General features: G+C 58.4%; 24 protein-coding genes. 18 read left to right on the top strand and 6 right to left on the bottom strand.

The features are described from left to right. Both DQ393_RS13155 and DQ393_RS13150 read left to right on the top strand, forming a co-directional pair. Window positions 1-533: hypothetical protein (locus DQ393_RS13155; protein ID WP_210209418.1), on the top strand; the 533-nt coding region annotated here is incomplete at its 5' end. A gap of 64 nt (window positions 534-597) precedes the next feature. Further along, a complete protein-coding gene (locus tag DQ393_RS13150) occupies window positions 598-1,563 on the top strand; it encodes a HEPN domain-containing protein (RefSeq protein ID WP_348628019.1) in 966 nt (321 codons plus the stop codon). 457 nt (window positions 1,564-2,020) lie between these two features. On the opposite strand, the gene DQ393_RS13145 is transcribed toward DQ393_RS13150, so the two are convergent. Further along, window positions 2,021-2,284, bottom strand: coding sequence for a hypothetical protein (locus tag DQ393_RS13145; RefSeq protein WP_146758979.1), 264 nt, complete (start codon window positions 2,282-2,284; stop codon window positions 2,021-2,023). A gap of 414 nt (window positions 2,285-2,698) precedes the next feature. On the opposite strand from DQ393_RS13145, the gene DQ393_RS13140 reads away from it, so the two are divergent. The 4 genes from DQ393_RS13140 to DQ393_RS13125 are packed head-to-tail and all read left to right on the top strand — an operon-like array spanning window position 2,699 to window position 7,825. Beyond that, complete coding sequence (locus tag DQ393_RS13140; protein WP_112342221.1) at window positions 2,699-3,892, top strand: acyltransferase family protein; 1,194 nt, start codon at window positions 2,699-2,701, stop codon at window positions 3,890-3,892. A 15-nt stretch (window positions 3,893-3,907) separates the two neighbouring features. Next, complete coding sequence (locus DQ393_RS13135) at window positions 3,908-5,011, top strand: glycosyltransferase family 2 protein (RefSeq protein WP_112342220.1); 1,104 nt, start codon at window positions 3,908-3,910, stop codon at window positions 5,009-5,011. 52 nt (window positions 5,012-5,063) lie between these two features. Beyond that, the gene (locus DQ393_RS13130; RefSeq protein ID WP_245430339.1) at window positions 5,064-6,038 is read left to right on the top strand and encodes a glycosyltransferase family 2 protein; all 975 of its coding nucleotides are present in this window, start codon (window positions 5,064-5,066) and stop codon (window positions 6,036-6,038) included. A gap of 8 nt (window positions 6,039-6,046) precedes the next feature. Further along, window positions 6,047-7,825, top strand: a complete 1,779-nt coding sequence (locus DQ393_RS13125) for an ABC transporter ATP-binding protein (RefSeq protein WP_112342218.1) — start codon at window positions 6,047-6,049, stop codon at window positions 7,823-7,825. Between the two features lie 115 nt (window positions 7,826-7,940). Here DQ393_RS13125 and DQ393_RS13120 read toward each other — a convergent pair whose 3' ends face one another. From DQ393_RS13120 to DQ393_RS13100, 4 genes are all read right to left on the bottom strand, one after another. Continuing rightward, window positions 7,941-9,164 (bottom strand): ATP-binding protein, encoded by a 1,224-nt coding sequence (locus DQ393_RS13120; protein WP_112342217.1) that lies wholly within the window; start codon window positions 9,162-9,164, stop codon window positions 7,941-7,943. A 588-nt stretch (window positions 9,165-9,752) separates the two neighbouring features. After that, window positions 9,753-10,070 (bottom strand): type II toxin-antitoxin system RelE/ParE family toxin, encoded by a 318-nt coding sequence (locus DQ393_RS13115; protein WP_112342216.1) that lies wholly within the window; start codon window positions 10,068-10,070, stop codon window positions 9,753-9,755. Window positions 10,071-10,072: 2 nt separating this feature from the next. Further along, window positions 10,073-10,339, bottom strand: a complete 267-nt coding sequence (locus tag DQ393_RS13110; protein ID WP_112342215.1) for a type II toxin-antitoxin system ParD family antitoxin — start codon at window positions 10,337-10,339, stop codon at window positions 10,073-10,075. A gap of 361 nt (window positions 10,340-10,700) precedes the next feature. Beyond that, window positions 10,701-11,081, bottom strand: a complete 381-nt coding sequence (locus DQ393_RS13100; protein ID WP_112342213.1) for a winged helix-turn-helix transcriptional regulator — start codon at window positions 11,079-11,081, stop codon at window positions 10,701-10,703. A gap of 122 nt (window positions 11,082-11,203) precedes the next feature. On the opposite strand from DQ393_RS13100, the gene DQ393_RS13095 reads away from it, so the two are divergent. The 12 genes from DQ393_RS13095 to DQ393_RS13045 all read left to right on the top strand — a co-directional run bounded on the left by DQ393_RS13095 (window position 11,204) and on the right by DQ393_RS13045 (window position 20,727). Next, window positions 11,204-12,187: an MDR family oxidoreductase gene (locus DQ393_RS13095; protein WP_112342224.1), complete on the top strand. Its 984-nt coding sequence runs from the start codon at window positions 11,204-11,206 to the stop codon at window positions 12,185-12,187. A 108-nt stretch (window positions 12,188-12,295) separates the two neighbouring features. Beyond that, entirely contained in the window at window positions 12,296-12,619 is a 324-nt protein-coding gene (locus DQ393_RS34215) for an SDR family NAD(P)-dependent oxidoreductase (RefSeq protein ID WP_348628018.1), read from the top strand. Then, a complete protein-coding gene (locus tag DQ393_RS34210) occupies window positions 12,604-13,098 on the top strand; it encodes an SDR family NAD(P)-dependent oxidoreductase (protein WP_348628020.1) in 495 nt (164 codons plus the stop codon). Before DQ393_RS34215 ends, DQ393_RS34210 begins: the two co-directional genes overlap by 16 nt. Window position 13,099: 1 nt before the next feature. Continuing rightward, window positions 13,100-13,930 (top strand): alpha/beta fold hydrolase, encoded by an 831-nt coding sequence (locus tag DQ393_RS13085; protein ID WP_112342212.1) that lies wholly within the window; start codon window positions 13,100-13,102, stop codon window positions 13,928-13,930. Window positions 13,931-13,958: 28 nt separating this feature from the next. After that, complete coding sequence (locus DQ393_RS13080) at window positions 13,959-14,678, top strand: hypothetical protein (RefSeq protein WP_112342211.1); 720 nt, start codon at window positions 13,959-13,961, stop codon at window positions 14,676-14,678. A gap of 2 nt (window positions 14,679-14,680) precedes the next feature. Continuing rightward, window positions 14,681-15,118 carry a GlcG/HbpS family heme-binding protein gene (locus tag DQ393_RS13075; protein ID WP_112342210.1) on the top strand — a complete coding sequence of 146 codons (438 nt, stop codon included), beginning with the start codon at window positions 14,681-14,683 and terminating at the stop codon, window positions 15,116-15,118. Then, complete coding sequence (locus tag DQ393_RS13070) at window positions 15,111-15,830, top strand: hypothetical protein (protein ID WP_112342209.1); 720 nt, start codon at window positions 15,111-15,113, stop codon at window positions 15,828-15,830. The genes DQ393_RS13075 and DQ393_RS13070 overlap by 8 nt, the downstream gene beginning before the upstream one ends. Window positions 15,831-15,891: 61 nt before the next feature. Beyond that, window positions 15,892-16,728, top strand: coding sequence for an alpha/beta fold hydrolase (locus DQ393_RS13065; RefSeq protein ID WP_112342208.1), 837 nt, complete (start codon window positions 15,892-15,894; stop codon window positions 16,726-16,728). Between the two features lie 741 nt (window positions 16,729-17,469). After that, window positions 17,470-18,195, top strand: coding sequence for a Crp/Fnr family transcriptional regulator (locus tag DQ393_RS13060; protein ID WP_112342207.1), 726 nt, complete (start codon window positions 17,470-17,472; stop codon window positions 18,193-18,195). 240 nt (window positions 18,196-18,435) lie between these two features. Continuing rightward, window positions 18,436-18,852 (top strand): response regulator, encoded by a 417-nt coding sequence (locus tag DQ393_RS13055; RefSeq protein ID WP_112342206.1) that lies wholly within the window; start codon window positions 18,436-18,438, stop codon window positions 18,850-18,852. A 191-nt stretch (window positions 18,853-19,043) separates the two neighbouring features. Next, on the top strand, window positions 19,044-20,162 hold the full coding sequence (locus DQ393_RS13050) for a PAS domain S-box protein (protein WP_112342205.1): 1,119 nt from the start codon (window positions 19,044-19,046) through the stop codon (window positions 20,160-20,162). A 172-nt stretch (window positions 20,163-20,334) separates the two neighbouring features. Then, a complete protein-coding gene (locus DQ393_RS13045) occupies window positions 20,335-20,727 on the top strand; it encodes a VOC family protein (protein ID WP_112342204.1) in 393 nt (130 codons plus the stop codon). A 394-nt stretch (window positions 20,728-21,121) separates the two neighbouring features. Here the strand turns inward: DQ393_RS13045 and DQ393_RS13040 are convergent, their stop codons facing one another. Further along, the gene (locus tag DQ393_RS13040; RefSeq protein ID WP_112342126.1) at window positions 21,122-23,461 is read right to left on the bottom strand and encodes a methyl-accepting chemotaxis protein; all 2,340 of its coding nucleotides are present in this window, start codon (window positions 23,459-23,461) and stop codon (window positions 21,122-21,124) included. Window positions 23,462-23,568 lie beyond the last annotated feature (107 nt).

Raw genomic sequence — 23,568 nt, 5'->3', positions numbered from 1 at the left:
TGGCCGCACACAATGAAACGCAGCGGCTTTGGAAAATTCAGGTGAGCCTTGAAAGCAGGATGGTCGCCGCCGTCGGATTTCCGCAGGTGGAAATCACACTGCCCGGGAAAAAGGAGCCGGTTCGTGCTTTCAGTCTGGAAGACATAGACCGAATATGTGGCGATGCAGCCGGGCATCAGGCCGTGAGGGCGCAAGCAATAGTAGCCTTTCGGAAGCGGCAGGAAGCTTGGGATCATCTGGATGACGTTTTGGGATATAGTCGGGCCGAGAAAGCCGAGATCCGATCCGATCGCATGGAAATGAAGTTGGCCGACGCCCTGATGGCCATGCCGGCCACGACGCTTGCTGGTGTGGCCGGCAAGCTTGATGTGATCTTGTGTGGAGGCGAACACTTCGACAAAGGCCCAGACTTCCCCTCGCTGCAAGTGAGCGCGGCGCTGGCCGATCTGGTGCGCATCGGGCAGGCCCTGCAGCCGGGTCAATTCATGCCCGGAAGCGACCGGCTCCCCGAAGCCAATGTCGGCGCATCATGAAAAGCCTGCTTGAGGGAAATAACACGGCAAAGCCCTCCACCACCCGCTTGCAGCGGAGGCTGCCGTGTCTGTGACGCTTGCTGAACGCCTCGGCCATCTTCCCGAGAACAGACGCCGTGAACTGGAACGGATCGCACGAATCCTTTTCGATGAATTCGAGGACGCGCAAAAGAGCAAGCTGTCGGACAGGGAGAAGGGTGGACGTATCCTCAAACTGGTTCTTTTTGGCTCTTATGCACGCGGTGACTGGGTCGAAGAGGGCGAGGGCGAGGGCGATGATCGCTCCGAATATAACCTGCTCGTCGTCGTTACGACTGAAACCTTTGCCGATCCACGTTTCTGGTACTGGGCTGCGGATCGCTTCCTGCGGGAACTGACGGTCACCGGACATCTGGCAACGCCGGTCAACTTCATCGTTCACTCCATCACGGACCTCAATAACCAACTCGCGCACGGTCGGCCCTTCTTCGTGGACATCGCCCGCGACGGCATCCCGCTTTACGAGACGCCGGGTCTTCCCCTCGCCAAACCCAAGCCGCTGGATCCGGACGCCGCCAAGGCTGAAGTGCGTCGGCATTTCGACCACTGGTTCCCAAGCGCCACGCATCGCTTCGAATTGGCGAAGGAGGCGATGGGGCGTGGCTACGGCAAGGAAGCAGCCTTTGACCTGCATCAGACCGTCGAACGGCTCTATCATGGCACCCTGCTTGTTCTGACGCTCCATAGCCCGAAATCCCACCGGCTGACCTGCCTGCGCAGTCATGCGGAGCGGGTCGCGCCCCTGCTGACTGCGGTCTGGCCCTGCGACAGCGGTTTTGCCAGGCAGTGTTTTGCCCGCCTCGATCGGGCCTATGTCGAGGCCCGCTATTCACACCACTACGAAATCACCGACGAAGAGCTGGCTTGGCTGGTCGAGCGTGTGACGGTGCTGCAGGAAGCCGTCGCCGCAATCTGCGCTGCACGCCTCAATGGTTTCGACCGCGCAGGAACGCAGATAACCGAGCCTCGCCGTGACCGTCAGGATACCTGAGCGTCAGTCGCCGTCATGGATCAAAGTCCGAGCCCCGCCCCGTGCCGTGCTCATGGTTGAGGGCGCGTTTCAGCTGCTCCGCTTCGGGCCGGACGGAGGCGTTCAGGTACTGGATAAGGACCCTGCTAAGGAGACAGTGCTCGGTAGTCCTTGCATCACGGATCGTCGCCAGCACCTCGGCTCGGAAGGATGGCTACGCGAACAGGCACGTTCGGCACATGTCATCTAAGAAGACGACCTTGGGCTGCTCCTTCCGGACTCGGCCAAGACAGCATGAGGACCTCCTCTTAGTGCCCGTGGATCATTAGGTCCATCGAACGAATGGCGCCTTTCACTGGGACGATTGATATCCCTTGGACGCGCACTCGTTCGAACCCGGCCTCGCCCTCGGGCGACACATTTGCGTATTGTATGTGCACTATCAGCGATTTGTGTATGAACTGATCGCGGGTTGGCTTCAAATCTCTATAGTCAGCAACTGTCGGTCTCGGTCAAACCTGCCGGTGTCACAAGGACATGCATTCGCCGTTAGCTGATGGCGTTCCAGACGTTCGTAATCCCAAGTATCAGCCACCGCATAATTCGCGGATACGACAAGGCCGATCTCGGGAAATCCCATCTCCAAGTTGAACGACTGGTGCAGCATTGATGCAATGATGACTTGAAGCTCTTCGTCTACCGACGATTGAATAAAGCGGAGAAAAACGAAAAATATCGCCAAGATCACAGCCCAGGGATGTCTCATTACCCCAAAATCATTCATATAATTGCATAATATAAGCAAAGGATTGACCAAATGGAGGCGCGCCCAACATTACGTTGCGGCTGCCGATCCACTTGTAAGCAAGTGGATAGACTTGCCTGATGAGGATGGAAGTTTGCGCCGCATGAGCGGCGATATTTCCGTAATTTTCGAAACATGGCCGTTTGTTTCAAACACGTGATCAACCACAGCCTTATCGGCCCCGAATTGCCCAAGTTTGGCCGGATTTCACTCGGACGCCTCTAAGGGTCGCCCGGCAAGCTCATCGGGTTCATGTGGTGGGTAAGAAGAAGAGCATCTGCAAGCCGCAGAGTATAGGGAGCTTGCGCCATCAATGAGGGGTCCGAAATAGGCTGAAAACCGGGGGTGTTTATGCTGAGTATCCGCGACCGCCAATTGGACGGCCTGAGAACCATCGCCGTTGCCATGGTGCTCTACGCACATTTTTTCGCGGCCAATGGCTCCATCTGGGGTCATCTCGGCGTTCGTCTCTTTTTCGTACTCAGCGGCTTCCTGATCACGCGCCTGTTGTTGGAGGCGCGAGCCGATACGCGCTATCAGCCGGCCACCGCACTGAAGGCATTCTACATCCGCCGCGCGCTACGCATATTTCCTCCCTATTTCGCGGTTCTGGCGCTGGTGTGGTTCATCAATCTCGAAGGCGTTCGCGGCACCGGCACTCTGAAATGGCATGCGCTCTACCTGGCAAACTACTGGTATGCCCTGCGCGGCGAATGGACGCCCTGGGTTCTATGCCATACCTGGAGCCTCAGCATCGAGGAGCAGTTCTATATCGTCTGGCCGCTGGCAATCCTGCTGGTGCCGCGCCGGATGATCGGGCGCCTCTGTATTGCCGTCATTGCCTGCTCGCTTGCCTATCGCCTCTACTGGCCGCTGACCGGAACGCCCTCCTTGACGCGCGACTTGCTTCCTTCCGCTTCCATGGATGCGCTGGCGATCGGCGCCCTGCTCGCAGTCTACCGCGAGAGGACACGAGCCTGGCCGCAATGGATGCGGCTGGGCTGGATGCCATTGGTGGCCGCCGCCACCGTAGCGCTATGGCTCAGACCTGATCCGACAACGCCTGTTCTCGACTGGTGCATCTGGATCGGCTCGGAGGTTTTTCCGCTCGTGCCGCTCGTCATGCTGGTCGGCGGTGCCTCTTCGGGTTTTCGATCCGGTTTCGGCCCGCTGCTCGAATCCTCGCCGATGGCAGCCACCGGGCGGGTCAGTTACGGCATCTATCTCTTCCATCCGATCGTCCTTTCGCTGATCATCAAGGCTCAAGCCTGGATTCCGGTCAACGTCTCGGAACAGGGCTTCGGCCGCTTGATCGTCGGAAGTGTCGCCACCTTGGCTCTGGCTTCGATTTCCTGGCGCCTTTTCGAAAAGCCGTTGAACGGCCTCAAGCGCTATTTTCCCTATGTCGACCGAAGTCATCCGCCGGCGGCCGCGATCGGCGAACCGAGGGAAGCGCGGCGTGGTGCTAAAATATACCAAACGGCGCTCTATCGCCGTGGCGACCACGATCGCGACGACGCCGTCCAAACCTCCGATCTGCAATAGTGCGCGAGCTGAAGAATGACCGTTCCACTGGTTTCCGTCCTGCTGCCCGTCTATAATGGCGAACCTTATCTCGCCGCAGCCGTCGAGAGCATCCTGCGACAGGATCACAAGCGCCTCGAGGTCATTGCCATCGACGATGGTTCGACCGACCGCTCGCTGGACATCCTGCGACGCCATCAAGCGGCCGACGACCGCCTCCGGATCATCTCGCGTGAAAACCGCGGGCTCATTGCGACGCTCAACGAAGGCATGACCATGGCGAAAGGCGATTTCATCGCCCGGATGGATGCCGATGATATCGCCTATCCCGAGCGCTTTTCACGCCAGATCGCCCTGTTCCGGGAGCGGCCCGCGCTTGCGATCAGCGGCACCGGCGTCGACCGGCTCATCGGCAATCGCGTCGTGCGCGGCACGCCCAACCCGATCCATCAGTCAGCTGACTGGGGTGTTTTGTCGATGTTTTACACGGTCTTCATGCATTCGACCGTCATGTACAACCGCAATGTCATTCCGGCTGGCATGCTGACCTATGATGCAAGCTATGTGCACGCGGAGGATTTCGATCTGTTCCGGCGGATCACCCGTGAATTCCCCGCCGCCATGATCGATGACAGCCTTGTTGCCTATCGCGTTCACGACGAAAGCGTCACCAACAAGCACAAGCGGCCGATGCGCCGCACGCATCTGGCGATCGCGGCAGAAAATCTCCAGCGGGAAGGTCTGATCGACGATCCCCATGCCTTGCACGATATCGGTGCGGCGGTGACGCATGACACGGTTGCCCGTGCCGCCGACTGTCTCCTCTCCATCGAAGGAAGGATCGCCGCGCGCGACCTACAAGCCTCCGCGAGCCATCAGGAAGGACTGATGTGCTTCTTCTATTTCCTCTACCAGCTCATCGCGGACGAGAAGCAGCCCGCGTTGACGCATCAATTCCTCACACAAACAGCCAAATGGCATACGATCCGGCGACGCGAGCGGTATGGACTTCGCGCCGCCACCTATGCGCCCTGGTGCAGCCGCCTTTGGAGCGATGCGAGCCTGCGTCTCGACGCCCTGGCGAGGTATCGACAATCGGTACCGGCAAGCAGCGTGCTGCCGCTGCAAGGACTTGCCTGACATGGCCGGGGAGAATCCTAACGTCTTAAGAGGGCATGCGCGAAAGGTCGCCATGCCCCCCGGTCCTTCCGTCGAGCGAGGTCCGACCGCGAGTTTCATTGTCTGCACCCGCAACCGCGCCCAGGCGCTCGAGGCTTGCATCCGGTCCATCGAAGCAGCCAGTCTGGCCCATGGTTCGATGACAAGCGAGCTGGTGGTGGTCGACAACGGCTCGACCGACGATACCGCCGACCGGCTGGCCCGGATAGCGGCCACATCGAGCATCACGATCATACCGGTGGTGGAGCGCCGCCGCGGCTTGGCCGCCGCCCGCAATGCGGGGATGGAACGCTCTCGCGGGCGCATCCTGATCTTTATCGACGATGATTGCGAAGTGGACCTGCATTACCTGCGGGACCTGGAGCGGCATTACGCAGACGGAGAGCGCCTCGTCATCCGGGGCGGCCGTGTCGAACTCGGCGATGCGCGGGATCTGCCGTTTACGATCAAGCGATCACCGGAGCCCGCCCGCTTTACGCCCGATGTCCATCCAGGCGGTTTCATCCTCGGCTGCAACATGACGATGCACCGGGAAGTCGCCAGGCGCGTCGGCCGCTTCGACGAGCGCTTCGGCGCCGGCAGCGCCTTGCAATCGGCCGAGGACACCGACTATCTCGTCCGTGCCTTCAAGCTCGGTATTCCGGTCGAATATGTTCCCGACATGAACGTGCTGCATTATCACGGACGCAACACGCGCGAGGCGATCGAACGGCTTCACCGCAACTATAGCCTCGGAAATGGCGGCCTCTGTCTGAAGCATCTGCTCGGCGCGCCGTGGCTCCTGCGCCATTTCTGCTGGACTTTCCGCTCGGCCTGGCGGGAATTATGGGGTGGGCCACGCTTCGATCCGGAAGTATCCTTGTCTCATTGGCCGATCGTGTCCATGAATGTGCTGGGCGCTTTCGAATTCGCGCGATGTGCGATGACGAGTCGCCCCCGACAGCCGGAGCTGAACCAGATCAAGCAGACAACCCGTTCGTTGAGGTGATATCCGTCATGCTGAAACTCCTCCTGCCGGGCCTGCAACTCCTACGACAGGCGCTTGGCCGGCAGATCCGGCTGCTGCCTGTCGTCGTCGTCATTGGCCTGATCGGCGCCGTGCTCGAGGGCACCGGCATCGGCCTCATCATTCCGATGCTCGGCATTATCGGCGGTGAAAAGGCCCCGACGGGACTGAGCGGATTTTCCGCCCTCTTCCAGCAGGCCGGATCGGGTCTGGACGACCGGCAGCGGATGATGGCCATTGCCGCCTGCATTCTCGCGCTGATCACCTTGAAGAATATTCTTGCCTTCGCCAATACGGCCCTCACCAACTTCATCCATGGCAAGGCCGGTCATGCGATCCGCAGCGCGCTCGCCGATCAGCTCCTGAAGATCGGATATCCATTCTTCCTGCAGGAAAGCCCGGGCCGGCTGCTCAACATCATCTCCAATGAATCCTGGCGGGCATCCGATGCGATACAGACGGTGCTTGCGGCGATCGTGAACGCGTCGGCGGCAATCATTCTGCTTGCCTTTCTGCTGCTGCTGTCGTGGCAAATGACGCTCTGCGTCGCGCTCGGCCTCATCCTCGTCCAGGCCGCGCATGCGGGCTTGTCAGCCGGCCTGAGGATGCCGAGCCGCAAGGTCGCTTCTTCCAACAACGAACTTGCCAGCCGAATGCTGCATCTCGTCCACGCCGGACGGCTGATCCGGATTTTCGGTCAGGAGGCGCGCGAAAAGGCCGTGTTCGACGGCGCATCCAATGCCGTGAGGAAGGCGGGCTTCGTTCTCCAGACCCGCCAGGGCGCGCTGCCGCCGCTGACGGAGGTTTTGCATTCCGCGCTTTTCCTCGCGGTGGTCGTCGGCGCCTGGGCCTGGGCGGTCAGCTTTCCCATCATCGTGGCCTTCGTGGTCCTGCTATACCGGCTGCAGCCGCACGTGCGCGCCCTGCAGCAGGCATGGAGCCAGATGCAGGGCTGGAGCGGTTCGCTGGAGGAAGTTCGCTGGCTGCTGGATCCCTCCGACAAGCCGCAGCCGCCGGCTGGAGACCTGCCGGCTCCCCGGCTGAGCCGGGAGATCAAATTCGACGGCGTGACCTTTCAATATCCGGGCTCTGCCGCGCGGCCGGTGGTGCTGCGCTCCGCCAGTTTCGAGATCGGTTACGGTCGCTCCACCGCCCTCATCGGCCGATCGGGTGCGGGAAAGACGACGATCGTGAACCTGCTGTGCCGCTTTGTCGAACCCGACGAAGGCGAGATCCTGATCGATGGATCGCCGCTGAGCCGCATCGATCCCACGCAATGGCGAAACAGGCTTGCGCTTGCCAGCCAGGACCTGGAACTGGTTGACGGCACCATTTTCGAAAACATCGTCTACGGGCAGCACGCCTCGCCGGCCGAGGCCGAACGGGCCGCCAGGCTTGCTGAAGCGCATGAATTCATCGAAAAGCTCCCCGAAGGATACAAGACGCTCGTCGGCTACAGGGGCGCCAGCCTTTCGGCCGGACAGCGGCAGCGAATAGCGCTCGCAAGAGCGCTCGTTCGCGATCCCGATATCCTCATTCTGGATGAAGCCACCAACGCCATGGATGGGCTGTCGGAGGCCGCCATCGTCGAAACGCTGAAATTGCGCGCCGGCCGCCGCACCACGATCGTCATCAGCCATCATCGCAGCACGATCTCGTTTTGCGACGACGTCGTCATCCTCAGCGGCGGGCGCGTCCGCAACCAGACGGCATTTGCGGAGGTCGCATCGCTGAGCATGGACCAGCTCTATGAGCAAGAACTGCCATAGTTTCGAGTGGATAGATTTGCTCTTGATGGGAATCGAACCTAAGGCCAATTTGTTATCGAAACCGTCGAAGTTTCAAGAATGCTCGAGTCTGGAGCTGAAGCGAAATTCTCACGCGCTAACGCCACAATGCCGATATTGGAACAGCGGACAGACGTTCCCCGAAAGGGATCACCCTGTCATGGTCGTACAAGACGATACCCGAAACAAACTTTTCTCCAGATGCTTCGGCCAAAATTCGCAACCCCGAAAAATCGGAATTCGAGACGGTTGCTGCCGCTTTTATCTCAATACCGACGATCCGCCCTCTTCTATCTTCGATGACGATATCGACTTCGTTCTGCTGCTTGTCCCGAAAGTGCGAAAACTCGAAGCGGGTTTGCCCACCGCTGGCGAGTTTGAGGATCTCCCCAAAAACGAAAGTCTCCAGCAACGCCCCGAACTGGCCCCTGTCGTCACGGAGGCGCTCAAGAGAGAGGTCACGAAGGGATGCGAGAAGACCAGAATCGAGGAAATGTACTTTCGGTGTCTTGGTCAGGCGTTTCAGTTTGTTGGAAAACCAAGGTTGCACGGTTCGAGCGAGGAACAGGCTCTCGAAGATTCCGACGTATTTTTGCGTTGTGATGTGGTTCATCCCGATGGCAGCCCCGATCCCGGAATAGTTCACGAGCTGGCCCGAATGCTCTGCCAGAATGCGTAGCAGTCGCGGCATTTGAGCAATCTGCTCGATTTGCGCAATATCGCGAACGTCGCGTTGAACGATCGCCTGGATGTAATCCGCATACCAGTCCTGTCTGCGGCTCAAGGTTTTGCGGCCCAATGCCTCGGGATATCCACCGGCCAGAACCGCAGCCATCAGGTCGTCTCCGACGATTGGTTCTCCGGCCTTTGCTTCGTTTTGAAAGGCGTCACGCAGGAAGCTGCTGCCGGCCCTTCTGATCTCGCTTTGCGCAAGCGGCAGCAATCGAACGATCTCCATGCGCCCTGCGAGCGAGTCTGCCACGCGTGGCAGCGTCATAAGATTGGCTGAACCGGTCAGGAGGAAACGCCCTGGGCGCTGGTCGGAGTCCACACTCTCCTTGATCGCCAACAACAGCTCGGGAGCGCGCTGAATTTCATCGATAATGACGCGGTCCATACCCCTTACAAAGCCAACTGGATCCTGTCGCGCTGCCTCCAGGGTCGTTCCATTGTCCAGCGTGTAATACTCCATCCCCTCGTTAGCCATCTTCCTGGCCAACGTCGTTTTACCTGATTGTCGGGGACCTACGATCAGAACGACTCGCGTGTCCGACATGGCGTCGGCAACGCGTTGCTCAACGAGCCTTGGATACAGCGCCATAGCTTCATTCCATTGGTGACCGTTTGAAACTACGGCGACGACCAATTGAAAGTCAAGTCTTGACCGATTGAAAGTCACGTCGCGGCCGATTGAAACAGCAAACCAAAAGTCGGTGGCATGCTAGATAGCGATATGAGGTAGGCGAGAGGCCATCGCATCCCCAAGCCCACCAGCTTTAGCAACGGAAATAATGCAGCTCTTGATAGGATTCGAACCTGCGGCCCCGCGTTTCAAACTCATAAACCCGCACACCTTTGAGAATCTTAGGGTTGTCAAAGCAACCTAAAATCAATTCTTTCGGCTCTTTGGAAAGAGGCACCGCCGAACCTGCTGTCGCCACCCCTCTTTAACGTCCTCAAATCGGAGTCGAAGCGTGCGAGATATTTCGCCAGACGACCTGCGTCATTGCTGCTTTTCCAACTGTAAAGTCGCAAACAAGGCTCTGCCGGCAGAACTTATCATTACATGCTCACGACAGGTGCGGCTAAGTTCTTGCAGCTCTGCCTACTCGACCACCAGTACCAGAGTAAGGAAAGTCCTTTGCCCCCACTCGCACTCTCCTTTCGCCCGAGGAGTGGGACAAATCGCCTATAGGCGTTCCTGGAGGATCTCGGTCGTGATGTCCCGTCCAGCATAGAAGATTCCCAACACCAGCACCTCGGTCTCCTCGACAACAAACGCGATACTCACGCTCCTACGATAACCAATGATCCGAAGACCGGGGATGAGGTTGTCTCTCACCGTGCCGCGTTTGGGAAACGTCGCAAGCTCCTCGATAAACTGCCGGATGCCCCTGACATAGCCCCACGCCACCGTAGGTCCAGCCCTCTCAACGCTGGCGAGATCCCGGTACAAGTCACGTAGCTCAGCCTGCGCCTGCTTATGCAGGACAATTTTATACTTCATACCTACTTGGTTTTCGCCAGTTGAGCCCGATGCTCAGCTTCCAACCGGTCAAAAGCCTCATCCAGAGTCACGCCAGCGGACGGGTCACGCTTCAGATCTGCATAACGGCTCGGGATTTCCTGAGTCAGCCAGCGTTCGCGGGCGTCTTCCTGATCTTCAAGCAATCTGAGGCCCGCGCGAACAACTTCACTTGCGTTGTTATAGCGACCGGATTCAAGCTGCTTTTTGATAAAGCGCTCGTAATGTTCATTGAGTGCGAAACTTGCCATGGCAATTCCCTCCTGCTCTAAATATGGGCCAGGTGCACGAAATTATCAACTATTGTTATCTATTGATATTCATCAAACGCATAGGCTCAGAAATGAAAATCGATGCGGAACTATGGCGCATCGTTCAAGCGGATCAATGGGTTCTGGAAGGGGGCTTCAACTTGCTACCTGATGCGATCCAACACGCAGACGGCGTCATATAGCGTGACCCTCCTATATGGCCGACAAGCCTGATATTCGGCGCAGAGGCCGGGCCGAAGCATGGAACCAATCCTGCTGCTCCTCCAGCACTAGGCGATGCGAATATTAGTCTCTACAGCAAATTCCGAGCCGAAGCGCTGCACGGCGAAACCGCTATCGCCTAGGCGTTTGCCCCTTCTGCAGGACAATACGGTTCCAGCTCATCCATGTGCTGCTGGTTCGCGCGAAACTGATTTCCCCAATCGCGCAGGCTCCCCAAGATCGGTGCGACCGACCGCGCGAGATCGGTGGCTTCGTATTCCACCCTCGGCGGCACCTCAGGAAAGACCTGCCGTGTGATCATTCCGTCGGCTTCGAGTTCGCGCAGTTGCTGCGTCAGCACCCGCTGTGTCGCATCCGGAATTAGTCGGCTCAATTCCATGAACCGCTTCTTGCCCATGAGCAGATTGACGAGGATCGTCGGCTTCCAGAGGCCGCCGATGACAGACATCGTCAGCTCCGCCGCACATCCGCTCTTCGGCTCCAGACGCTTTGGCCTCACTACGGGAACTCCTTCAAACCTTACTTACATTTACGGAAGTATAGGCGTTAAATGTGCATTCTTTCAATGATTTCCGCGTGAGCTAAATAGGGATGACGAGCTTCACGAACAAGGAATCATCGATGACTTTCCAGGCAATCATCGCAAGGCAGGACAATGATCGCGTGACTGCCGCTGTCGAGACGGTGGAGGACGGGCTCCTGACATCAGGCGATGTGACGGTTTCCGTCGAGTGGTCGACGGTGAACTACAAGGATGCAATCGCAATCGCTGGTCAGAGGATCATTCAGACGTTTCCCCTGATCCCAGGCATTGATTTCGCGGGAACTGTCGAGACCTCAACTGACCCCCGCTTCCAGGAAGGCGACAAAGTTGTCGCCACGGGCTGGGGGCTCAGTCAGACGCATAATGGCGGCTTCGCGCAAAAGGCCCGCGTGCCTGCCGACTGGCTTGTGAAGCTTGCTCCGTCGATCTCGACCCGGGATGCGATGGCGATTGGCACGGCCGGGTTCACAGCCATGTTGAGTGTCCTTGCTCTCGAACATGGCAACGTTTCTCCAGCCCGTGGCGAGATCCTCGTAACAGGAGCCTCCGGCGGTGTGGGCTCGATTGCAATCGCCATCCTTTCGAAGCTCGGCTACAGCGTCGTCGCCTCCACGGGCAAGTCAGGCGAGGAGCAGTACCTGAGAGATCTCGGCGCAAGCGCCGTTGTCGACAGGGCTGCGTTGTTAGCCGAGGGGCCGTCCATTGCCGCCGAGCGCTGGGCTGGAGCTGTCGATGCCGTCGGCGGACGCTCGCTCGCAAACATTCTCGCGCAGACGTCATACGGCGGCGTTGTCACCACATGCGGTTTTGTCGGAGGCCGCGATATTCCGGCATCCATCCTCCCGTTCATCCTGCGTGGCGTGACGCTCGCAGGCATCGACTCTGTCAACGCCCCTCGTTCTGTCCGCGAAAAAGCGTGGGACCGGCTAGCGACGGATATGGACCTCCAAAAGCTCGCCTCCACGATATCGGTCGTCGGCCTCGGCGATGTTTTCCAGGTCGCCAGCCAAATGCTGGCAGGCCGCATCAAGGGCCGCACATTAGTCGACGTCGATCGCTGATCAACCCGGCAATCAATCCTCAACAAAGCACGCGAGATATCGTTCGGCTCCCCTCCCGCGCCGGGTGGCACGATCGCTTGCCCTTCAACAAAGAGATGGAGCATTCGAATGAGTACGACAAAAGGCACGGCCCTCATTACCGGAGCATCCGCTGGCATAGGAGCGGTTTACGCTGACAGGCTGGCGACACGCGGTTTCGATCTCGTGCTCGTCGCCCGAGACCGAGCGAAAATGGAAGCGCTATCCTCGCGGCTGAAGAACCTCGGATTGAAGATCGAGATCCTGGTCGCGGATCTGACCAAGTCGGAAGACTTGGACGCCGTAGAAGCGAGGTTGTCAGCAGGCGACATCTCCCTGCTGGTGAACAATGCGGGAATGTCGCTGAACGGGAGCCTGCTGGAGAACGGGGCGCCGCGATTTCCCGGATCATAGCCCTCAATATCACGGCGCCTGCCAGACTTGCCGCGGCCGCGGTCAAGGCGTTCGTCGCCAAGGGACATGGAGCGGTCATCAACATCGCCTCGGTCCTCGCTCTCGCCCCGGAACGCTACGACGGCATCTACAGTGGCTCGAAGTCGTTCTTGCTGAATCTTAGCCAGTCGATGACGGCGCATTACGCTGACAAGGGCGTCTATACCCAGGCCGTCCTCCCCGGCGCGACGCGGACCGAACTCTGGGAGCGGTCGGGCAAGGACGTCAACTCGTTCCCGATAGAGATGCTGATGGAAGTCGACGACCTCGTGGACGCTGCCCTTGTCGGCTTCGACCGTCGCGAACCGATCACCATTCCACCTTTGCCCGACGACGGGCCATGGAAGGCCATGCAGCAGGCGCGCCTGTCGATGACTCCGAACCTCTCGCGCCGCTCCGTCGCCGAGCGATACCTCACCCAACAGACTGAAAGTGCCTAAGATGACCTCATCGCTAGAAACCACACCCACCCAATTCCTCGAAGCGGGCGGCATCCGATTCGCCTACCGCCGCCTCGGACCTGATCAGGGCGTCCCCGTTGTCTTGCTTCAGCACTTCACCGGGACGATGGACGCCTGGGATCCTGCTGTCGTCAATGCCCTATCGGCGGATCGCCCGGTCATCCTGTTCGACAATGCAGGCGTCGGATCCTCGTCAGGCACAGTGCCAGACAACGTCGAGAAGCAGACGCAGGATGCGGAAGCGTTCATCGCCGCGCTGGGCTTTCCGGAGGTCGACCTTCTCGGCTTCTCGCTCGGCGGCTTCCTCGCGCAGGTGATGGCGGCCCGCACGAAGGTCAACGTCCGACGGCTGATCATTGCCGGATCCGCTCCGAAAGGTGGGGAAGAACATCTTCTTCAGGTTGTCGACGAAGCATTTTCCAAGAACGCCCATGACATCAGGCTGCCACTGTTCTTCACGCCGTCGCAGCAAAGCCAGCAGGCGGGCGAGGCATTCATCGACCGCGTTCTCGCAAGAACCCGGGACCGCGACCCCGACAGCGGCGAGAATGTCAGCAACCCGCAGGCGGCATCGATCATCGGCTGGTGCGCGGAACCCGATCCTGACCACGCATCCCTCAAGGCTATCAAGCAACCCACGCTCATCGTCCATGGCAGCGACGACACGATGTTCCCGTCGATAAACGCCTACGAGATGTTCAAGGCAATGACCTCGGCGACGCTGATCATTTACCCGGATTCCGGTCACGGGGCGCTCTTCCAGTACCCCCAAAACTTTGTCGCCCACGTGAAGACCTTCCTCGACGCCTGATCATCCCATCCATCAAGGAAACTAGAATATGAATTCGCTTGCACAGAAGATCATCGACGCCCACGGCGGTCTCGAAACATGGCGTCGTTACTCCTCGCTGGCGGCGCACCTGAAGCAGGGTGGCGCTCTATGGCGTCTCAAAGGACACGGCGGCAAACTCGACGAGACAAACGTAACTGTCGGTCTCGGTGAGGAGTGGGCTTCCCACTTTCCCTTCGGTCCGGAAGGCAAGGTCACCCGCTTCGAGCCTGGCGTCGTCAGCATCAGGGATTCGCAGGACAATGTTCTTGAGACGCTCACTGATCCGCGCTCCTCTTTTGCCGGGCACACTCTCGAGACGCCGTGGACGGAGCCGCAGCTTGCCTACTTCGCTGGCATCGCCATGTGGACCTACCTCAACATGCCGTTCCTGCTCGCCGCACCGGGTGTTGTTACCGAGCAGCTTGAAGACTGGCAGGAGAATGGGGAGACCTGGCAACGCCTCAAGGTGACATTCCCCTCGGAGATCGCAACGCACAGCACCGTTCAGACCTTGTATGTGGATAAGAACGGTCTCCTGAAGCGTCATGACTACGACGTCGAGATCGCCGGAAACACGCCCGGCGCACACTACATCGGAGGTTATGTCGAGGTGCAGGGACTGAAGTTCCCGACCGAGCGCAGGATCTTCCCGCGCCAGCCGGACGGAAACAGCATGTCTGAGCCTCTGGTCGTCTCGATCGATCTCTCCGACATCAAACTGAGCTGACCATGTTGGGGAGCATGCATCTGTCCGCAGCGCGCAAAATGATCGCGGCTGCGGAGTCTCACGCGGTCGGAATAGCTGGGCGGGCGAGCACTGTCGTTCTCGATCAGAGCGGCGATCTAATCGCCATGGCTCGAATTGATGGAGCATGGGCCGGTGCATTCGACCTCGCACTTGGAAAGGCGCGCACTTCGCGTGCCTTTCAGGCACCCTCCTCCGCCTTTTTCCCTCTTATCCAGCCAGGACAGCCCTTGTTCTCCGTCAACAGTGTCGGCGGCGGCCAGTACGTCATGCTGCCCGGCGGACTGCCTCTTTTGGTAGACGGCAATCTTGTCGGCGCGGTGGGCGTCAGCGGAGGCTCGACCAATCAGGATGAAGCGATTGCTAATGCCGCTGTCGCCTCCTTTCTCGCATGGAATGCAAAGGAACTACACAATGACTGATCTTCTCGACGTTGCGGTCGCAGCTCATGGCGGCCTTGATCACTTCAATCAATTCTCGTCGGTTACGGCGAGGCTTCATCAGGGAGGCATCCTCTGGGCGCTGAAAGGCAAGCCCACGGTGCTTGAGGACTGCCAGGTCAGGGTAGACCTCGGACGGGAGCAAGTCTCCCACTGGCCGTTCGCTCCGACGCAGAACAAGTCCGTCTTCACGCCGGACAGAGTGACCATCGAGGATCCCGGTGGCAACGTCGTCGAGGAACTCCTGCAACCAAGGACGTCGTTCGAAGGCTATGAGATGGAGACCCACTGGAGTAATCCGCAGGTGGCCTACTTCGCGGGTTATACCATGTGGACCTATCTCACCTCGCCCTTCATCCTGAAGCGGCCGGGCGTCATCACCGAGGAAATTGCGCCGTGGAAAGAGAACGATCATGAGTGGCGGCGGCTGCGCGTGCGCTTCCCGGACGAGATCGCGACCCATAGCACGGAGCAGACGTTCTATTTCGACGATCGCGGGCTGCTTGTCCGGCACGACTACGAAGTCGATATCCAGGGAAGGAACGCCGCGGCTCGCTACATGAGCGACTACGTCACCACGGACGGTATCGTCATGCCCGGCAAGATGCGGATCTATCCCCGCGGCGCCGACAACAAGCCGCTTCCCGAACCGCTGATCGTATCGGTCGATCTTTCGGACTTCCAGTTTTCATAAACCTTCAGGGCTTGCGATAGCCCTCTTCGCGTTATCCCTCCCTCCAATTGAAAGAGACCAAATGAGCTACATCACCACGAAAGACGGCGTCGAAATCTTCTACAAGGACTGGGGTTCGAAGGACGCGCAGCCGATCGTCTTCCACCACGGCTGGCCACTGTCGTCCGACGACTGGGACGCGCAGATGCTGTTCTTCCTGTCGAAGGGCTATCGCGTTGTCGCCCACGACCGCCGCGGCCACGGTCGTTCAACTCAGGTATCCGACGGCCACGACATGGATCATTACGCGGCGGACGCATTCGCCGTTGCCGAGACGCTCGATCTCAGGAACGCCGTCCATATCGGACATTCCACAGGCGGCGGGGAAGTTGCTCGCTACGTGGCCAAGCACGGCCAGCCAGCAGGCCGCGTTGCCAAGGCTGTTCTCGTATCGGCCGTTCCTCCGCTAATGCTTAAGACCGAGAGCAATCCTGAAGGTCTGCCGATCGAGGTATTCGACGGCTTGCGTTCGGCACTTGCCACAAACCGCGCCCAGTTTTTCCGCGACCTGCCTGCTGGCCCATTCTACGGCTTCAATCGGGACGGAGCGACTGTCCATGAAGGCGTGATCCAAAATTGGTGGCGCCAGGGCATGATCGGCAGCGCAAAGGCGCACTACGAAGGCATCAAGGCCTTCTCGGAAACCGACCAGACGGAAGACCTAAAGGCAATCACGGTTCCGACGTTGGTTCTGCACGGTGAAGACGACCAGATCGTGCCAATCGCGGACGCTGCTCACAAGTCGATCAAGCTTCTGCAGAAAGGATCGATGAAGGCGTACCCGGGCTTCTCGCACGGCATGCTTACGGTCAATGCCGATACGCTGAACGGAGATTTGCTGGATTTCGTAGCGGCGTAAGTCCCACTGCGGACAGCTACAACGAAACTACGGGAGGAGCGGTCTCGGAAGCGGCTCCCCCGAACCATGGTGCGCGCCTGCCTATTCGTCGATCAACACGACCGCGATGAGAATCATGGCGTCATCGAAAGCCGCCGCCCATCTTCCGTTTCCGTGAAAGCACAACAAAGCAAATGCATCCACTGCTGGCAGTGTCCACCGAAACGGCTCGAGCCCATAATTTTTTGAGAGAACACCGGTCGTATGCTCTTGATGGAATTCGAACCAATGGTCATCCCGTTTGGATGGGCTGACGCCTTGAACATGGCGCACGGCTCGATAAGTTAAAGCCGCAAGGCGCTACTTCGCGAACCCACGATACGGCTCGACCGCCGATGCCTATGTATCAACATCGCGCTTGCCCGATCCTGGACACAGGCGCTGACGCGGGCAAGAACGATCTGACAGACGTCGCGACCCTTGAATAACTATCACCTTGGACTAGATCAATTGTTGTCGGCGCCCATCGCAGGACCGACAGCCGCGAAGGCGCCGAGGACGCCTCCGCGGAAGGACCCACCGGTTCTGTCCATCTTCGCGATTGCGCAAACGGTCGCGCCTTGGCGTGAGAGCGATTGTGAACAAAAGTAGAATCGCCAGAAGCGCATAACCCTCAAGCCGCCGTGGCCATGCGCTTCGTGTCGTACGAGGTTAACCATCGCGTTGCCTTGGAGCAAATCGGCTCCTCGAATTGGAGCTGATATGACAATAAGACAAGAAATTATCCGCAACAGGCTTCTCAAAGCCTTGCCGCCGGATGTCTTCGCGACGTTTTTGCCTCATATGCGATTCGTGGATTTGCCGGCACGACACGTGTTGGTTCAAGCTGATGAACCGACAACGGAGGTCTGTTTCATCGAGAGTGGCCTTGCCTCGGTGGTCGCCGCGACGATCGAAGACGAGAGCATAGAAGTTGGTCATGTGGGCCATGAAGGCATGGCGGGAACACACATTCTGCTCATGGTTGACCAAACGCCCAACAAGACTTTTATGCAGGTGGAAGGACGGGGGGTTCAAATTCCGGTTCAGCCCTTCATCGAGCTGCTATCTTCCGAACCCAATGTGAGAAACTTTCTCCTCCGTTATCTGCATACGACCGATCTGCAACTTGCCCATTCCGCGCTGGCAAACGCCAGATACAACATGCATGAGCGCCTTGCACGCTGGCTGCTTATGTGCCACGACCGGCTCAATGGACCCGATCTCCCGCTGACGCATGAATTCCTCTCATTGATGCTTGGTGTGCGACGTTCCGGCGTAACCAACGAACTCCATGTCCTCGAAGGAATCCATGCCATCAAGGCCACGCGCGGAAATGTCCGCATTGTAAATCGAGAGAAGCTTCTGGAGATCGCCGGCGGCTGCTACGGCACACCCGAACGCGAGTATGAACGGGTGATGGATCTCGCCTTCGTCGGTTTCCTTTAATTTTTCAAGGTTATCGCATCAGCAAGCCGTAAAACCAGGAGGAGATATTCTTGCTGGCTGCGGATTTCGGCGTGCGGCGAGCAATACCGCGCCCGATACCAATGGCCGCCAAGATCCTCCAGAACATGGTCAAGAACGGCATTTGCGCCTGGGTGCCGTGGTGTTCTGTACGTTTCCGCACATGCCGTATCATCCCGCGATGAATGTGCTAGTTTTTGCCTTCCCGGGAAGGAGCGCGCGATGAATCTCTCAAATGTCTCCATTCTTTTACTTGAGGATCAGCCGCTTGCGGCGCTCGATATCGAGGATTACTTGCGAGATGCTGGGGTGACGGAGATCCATGTCATCTCATCCTGTTCCGATGGACAGGCGTGGCTCAATGAACATAATCCTGATCTCACAATACTGGATATCCATTTGAGAGACGGTGACTGCAGCCGCATCGTCGGAACACTCAAAACGCGCAGCTTGCCGTACATCATCTACTCGGCATCCGACAGATCGCAATACGGCGACTTGTCCGGATTCGCGGACGCGCCTTGGATGTCGAAACCGGCGGATCCCCAGTTGTTGGTCGCCGAGGTGAAGGCATGTCTTGGTTCTTCGAAGTATCGAAGTGAACGGAGGCCAGGGCCTGTTTCGCTATCGAAACACTGACGGAGGCTTGGATGACAGAGGCGGCTCCGAGGTACTTCTCCTCCGTTCCGGCATGGCAGGCATGCTCCAATGAATGCCGAACGCAGAATTCAGATCGTGCAGCGATAAAGTGTCGAACAACATCTTATCGTTGGTGCGATCATTTGCTAACATTATACCCACGAGCGAATTAAGGATATCTTCGTCCGGACATGACGTCTCACTACCCGACTGACAGCGATAAGAGCGGAAACACGTATTCAGACGACAAGGATAACGGTTCGTCGAGTTTTCTCGCTAGCCCACCCCACGGCCCGTGGAGCGGAGGATCCAGCATTGACAGCGTTGAAAATCCGCGGGCCTGGCTTGCGGCGATTGTCGAGAATTCCAACGACGCCATTCTGAGCAAGATGCTCAATGGTACAATTACCAGTTGGAATGCGAGCGCGGAACGCATCTTCGGCTTTTCGGCGGAGGAAGTGATCGGTCAATCGATTCTGATCCTGGTACCCGAGGACCGGGTGCAGGAGGAAAATACAATTCTCGAAAAGATCCGCCGTGGTGAGCGAGTCGAACATTTCGAGACCGTCCGAAAGCGCAAGGATGGGAGCCTTATCGAAGTTTCCCTCACGGTTTCGCCCGTTCGCGGCAAGAAAGGAAGGATCATCGGCGCTTCCAAGATTGCGAGAGACATTTCAGAACGACGCCGCCTGGAGTATCGCCAAAAGCTGCTGCTGCGGGAGATGAATCACCGGATCAAGAATCTCTTTTCCGTGGCTTCGGCCCTGATTTCCCAAACCAGGCGGTCGGCACGGAGCGTGGACGAACTGGCGGATAGCCTGCATGCACGTCTGGCTGCCCTGACGCGTGCTCATGATCTCATCCTGCCCGATCTTATCGACAGCGAGATGAAAGGCGATCGCAAAACCACGTTGTTTGCGTTGCTTGAAGCGATTCTTGCGCCTTATGGTGATGGGTCGCGAACCAGGACGAAGATCGAAGGAACGGATGTCGCCGTCGGAGGCAGCGCTCTAACCTCGCTGGCGCTTGTTCTCAACGAATTCGCCACCAACGCCGCCAAATATGGATGCCTTGCGGTAGCCGAAGGCCACTTGTCCGTGCAGTGTTTGATTGATGAACGGAACCTCCACCTTACGTGGGTTGAGGCAGGAGGACCGGCAATAGATGCTTCGCATCGCAGGGAAGGGTTCGGGGGTCAGCTTGAAAGAGCGATCATCACGTCAGCACTGCATGGAAGAATTTCGCGCGAATGGGCTTCCACCGGATTGGTCATCTCGATGCAGGTGCCGTTATCCAAGCTGGAGAATTAGCGCTCTCAGTCGATCCCGCTGTGGAGGGTCGGCTCTCTCCCAGTTATGATGATGTAAAAAGCCCGGAGAGATAAACGAGAAGGCAAGTCGCCGCTTGGAACAATGGGGAGGTGCCGCAGTTAATGGAGCGGTACATGTTCCGAATGGAGCTCCTCATTGCGGAGGGACCAAGATGGCCGTCCATTTCAACCATACGATCCTGTCGGCACACGACAGCAAGGCATCAGCCGATTTCCTGGCGGAAATGCTGGGGCTGCCCGCGCCACGGCAATGGGGACCGTTCCACATGGTCACCACCGACAACGACGCCAATCTCGACTACATGAACACCGAAGGTGAAATCATCCCGCAGCACTACGCCTTCCTGGTCGGCGACACCGAATTCACGGCGATATTCCGGAGGATTGGCGAGCGGAATCTGACTTATTGGGCGGATCCAGGCCAGCAAAGGCGAAACGAGACGAATGATCATGACGGCGGACGCGGTCTCTATTTCAAAGATCCGAACGGACATCTGCTCGAAATTATAACGCGGCCATATGGCAGCGGCGGCTGGAATCCCTGAATGGGACGGGCACCCGATGGAAGCATCGCTAGAAGAAGGGCTCCGGGGCTTCAACAGCTTTTTCGGCTATTCGGCATTTTCTCGATCGATACCGGCCGGAATGCCGTTATTAACCATGTGACCGCAGACGAATTCCCCAATCTCCATGACCATGGACCAGCTGCGCCGCTTCGAGTCAAAACTATGGCACGCTGACCGCACCGCCAAGCGCCTCTCCGAGTTTGAGGGACACAATCCGGAATGATGGGTGAAGAAACTGTCAGCAGCCCCTTCACCCAATTCCAGTTACTTCCGAAATCGACCGCTTTCGCTTCTTGTCGCCATATAGGCAAAACGCGATGAAGCATGCCGTACCGAGCGTCAGCGAAAGCCGTACGTCCTTGAGGAGGCTTAATCAGAACTCCGACCACTCCTGCTGGAGACGTTTAAGCGCAGCATTGCCCTGCGTGACGGGAGCGGGGCGAGCAGCAGGCCGACCGGCTGTCGGGGCCGAGGCAAGCCGGGCCACGGACTTCGCCTGTGGCTCAATGCGCTCGGTTTCGCCTGTGCGGAACGCGCTCAGGAGCTCTCCGAGACGCTTGCTTTCCTCGGCCAAACCTGCGCCGGCCGCATTCATCTCTTCAACCATGGCGGCATTCTGCTGTGTCGCCTGATCCATGTGATTGACAGCGCTGTTGATCTCCGAAAGCCCCATGGACTGCTCCTGAGCGGCCGTTGCAATCGCATCCATGTGCTGATTGATCTGCAGGACCAGGTCGGCAATAGCTGCGAGACCCTCGCCGGTGTCGTTGACGAGTTTCACGCCTTCGCCGACGGCGACTTCGGAATTGCCAATCAGAACCTTGATCTCCTTGGCGGCATTGGCCGAACGCTGGGCCAACTCGCGGACTTCCTGGGCGACGACGGCGAAGCCCTTGCCTGCTTCACCCGCACGTGCTGCCTCGACGCCTGCGTTGAGCGCAAGCAGGTTGGTCTGGAAGGCGATCTCGTCGATCACGCTGATGATCTGGCTGATCTGCTTGGACGAATGCTCGATCCTGCCCATGGCATTGACGGCATTGTTGACGACCTGGCTGGAGTTTTCGGCCCGCGACCGGGCGCCGCGTACCAAATCACGGGCATCGCCAGCCCGCTTGGAGGTCGACTGAACATTGGCCGTAACCTCTTCGAGCGCCGCTGCCGTCTCTTCCAGCGAGGCGGCCTGCTGCTCCGTGCGCTTGGAAAGATTATCGGAAGCCTGCGAAATCTCGTAACTGCCGCTGTTTACGAGTGACGCGGCGTGGCCGACCTGAGACATCGCAGCGCGCAACTGGCTGACCGACGAATTGAAATCGTGACGCAGAGCTTCGAACTGCGCAGCCAGCGGCGTTTCGATCTCGCACCGCAGGTCGCCGGATGCCAAATGACGAAGTCCTGTCGCAAGCGAGCCCGTAGCCTGCAGCAGCCGCTCTTCGGCCTCTGCTTCGGCGCGGCGCTGGACTTCGAGGCGTTCGTTCTCCGATGAAATGCGTGCCTCGGCGGCTTCGGCTTCGAGCGCCTTGTTGCGCAGAGCTGCCTGCTGGAAAATCTGGACAGAACGCGCCATGGCGCCGATCTCATCACGCCGTTCGACGCCACCGATCAAGACCGAGAGGTTGCCTTCGGCGAGTGCGGTCATGGAATGGGTTAGCGCGCCCACGGGCCTGGTGACGCGAAAGATGATGACGCAGATGCCCGTAATGCTCAGAACCACGGAAACAAGGAAAGTGAGCCCGTAGGCGATCAAGCTGACGAACGCATCATTCTGGCTGGCGGATGCGTTCGCGACCATGCCGTCTGCGGCTGCCGCGGCGGTGTTCGTGATGGTCAGAAGGGCGGCGTTGCCAAGCGGGCGCCAGTCGTCAAGGGGCATGGCCTTCTTCTCACCAGCTGCGAACTTCGCAAGCAATGCACTGTGTTTTGCTGCAAAATCACCGTTGAAGAAGGTCGCGCTGCTGACTTTATAGGCGTCTCTGACGACCTGTGGTGTCGACGGATGATTGACCAGAGTACCGATCTGTTCCCAGGTGAAATTCGCAGTGTAATCGAATTGTTGGATCTTGCTGACGTCCTCGGGCTTCATCGCCTCTCCGGAGGCGAGCGTGTTGACGAACAACAGGTTTGCAGCCCCAGCCGTTGCGCGCGTGTACCATGTCAGTGCACGGATCTGAATGAGTGCCGTCATTGAGGGATCACTCGTGCGGATCCGGCTTTCGACGGCGGTCGAACCTGCCTCCAACGCGGTCAAGAGCTGCTGACCGAGGTCCAGCGTCGTGGCTTGCAGTGTCGGGTCGCGATCAGCAAGCTTCCTGGCGACTTCGCTGTCGAGCTTTGAGCGGAATGCAACTACCCGATCATAGGCGTTCATGACGTCGGCAATCGGGGCTTCGAGCGCCTGGTCGTCGATATCTGCAAAGACCGATTTTGCGTCACCCATATATTTGTCGACGATGCCCCTATCCTTTTTCAACAAGGCGAGCGTTGCATCTTGCGAGCCAAGCTCAAGTTTGGCGAGCGACGAGCCGTCACCTCGCTCGTTGCGAAAGTTGGCGAGTGTCTGGAAGAGCGCGCGGTCGAGCAAGGTGAACTTCGAGACGTCGGCATACTTGCCTGCATCGCGATAGGCATCAAGCGTCGACGATCCCGTCAGCACACATAGAGCGATGCTGAGAAAAAGGAAAATTCCAACAAGTATATTGCGCAGAGAAAAAATCATAATTGCTCACCTACGTTCGGGGTGCCATGACGCTAACCCGCTTCGCCAAACCCGTATTTCTGGAGCTCTTGTGGTGAAACTTCTAAAAGAAAAGCAGTCCGTGAGCC

Origin of the sequence: Martinezella tropici, from assembly GCF_003287875.1 — a bacterium.
In the GTDB taxonomy this organism is placed as follows: domain Bacteria; phylum Pseudomonadota; class Alphaproteobacteria; order Rhizobiales; family Rhizobiaceae; genus Rhizobium; species Rhizobium tropici_C.
Note: the sequence above shows the minus strand (reverse complement) of the source record. Positions and strands in the feature narration are given on the sequence as shown.

Coding starts and splice junctions, on each gene's coding strand:
- DQ393_RS13140 (WP_112342221.1), top strand. CDS start 2,699: ATGCTGAGTATCCGCGACCGCCAATTGGACGGCCTGAGAACCATCGCC.
- DQ393_RS13135 (WP_112342220.1), top strand. CDS start 3,908: ATGACCGTTCCACTGGTTTCCGTCCTGCTGCCCGTCTATAATGGCGAA.
- DQ393_RS13130 (WP_245430339.1), top strand. CDS start 5,064: ATGCCCCCCGGTCCTTCCGTCGAGCGAGGTCCGACCGCGAGTTTCATT.
- DQ393_RS13125 (WP_112342218.1), top strand. CDS start 6,047: ATGCTGAAACTCCTCCTGCCGGGCCTGCAACTCCTACGACAGGCGCTT.
- DQ393_RS13120 (WP_112342217.1), bottom strand. CDS start 9,164: ATGGCGCTGTATCCAAGGCTCGTTGAGCAACGCGTTGCCGACGCCATG.
- DQ393_RS13115 (WP_112342216.1), bottom strand. CDS start 10,070: ATGAAGTATAAAATTGTCCTGCATAAGCAGGCGCAGGCTGAGCTACGT.
- DQ393_RS13110 (WP_112342215.1), bottom strand. CDS start 10,339: ATGGCAAGTTTCGCACTCAATGAACATTACGAGCGCTTTATCAAAAAG.
- DQ393_RS13095 (WP_112342224.1), top strand. CDS start 11,204: ATGACTTTCCAGGCAATCATCGCAAGGCAGGACAATGATCGCGTGACT.
- DQ393_RS34215 (WP_348628018.1), top strand. CDS start 12,296: ATGAGTACGACAAAAGGCACGGCCCTCATTACCGGAGCATCCGCTGGC.
- DQ393_RS13085 (WP_112342212.1), top strand. CDS start 13,100: ATGACCTCATCGCTAGAAACCACACCCACCCAATTCCTCGAAGCGGGC.
- DQ393_RS13080 (WP_112342211.1), top strand. CDS start 13,959: ATGAATTCGCTTGCACAGAAGATCATCGACGCCCACGGCGGTCTCGAA.
- DQ393_RS13075 (WP_112342210.1), top strand. CDS start 14,681: ATGTTGGGGAGCATGCATCTGTCCGCAGCGCGCAAAATGATCGCGGCT.
- DQ393_RS13070 (WP_112342209.1), top strand. CDS start 15,111: ATGACTGATCTTCTCGACGTTGCGGTCGCAGCTCATGGCGGCCTTGAT.
- DQ393_RS13065 (WP_112342208.1), top strand. CDS start 15,892: ATGAGCTACATCACCACGAAAGACGGCGTCGAAATCTTCTACAAGGAC.
- DQ393_RS13060 (WP_112342207.1), top strand. CDS start 17,470: ATGACAATAAGACAAGAAATTATCCGCAACAGGCTTCTCAAAGCCTTG.
- DQ393_RS13055 (WP_112342206.1), top strand. CDS start 18,436: ATGAATCTCTCAAATGTCTCCATTCTTTTACTTGAGGATCAGCCGCTT.
- DQ393_RS13050 (WP_112342205.1), top strand. CDS start 19,044: ATGACGTCTCACTACCCGACTGACAGCGATAAGAGCGGAAACACGTAT.
- DQ393_RS13045 (WP_112342204.1), top strand. CDS start 20,335: ATGGCCGTCCATTTCAACCATACGATCCTGTCGGCACACGACAGCAAG.
- DQ393_RS13040 (WP_112342126.1), bottom strand. CDS start 23,461: ATGATTTTTTCTCTGCGCAATATACTTGTTGGAATTTTCCTTTTTCTC.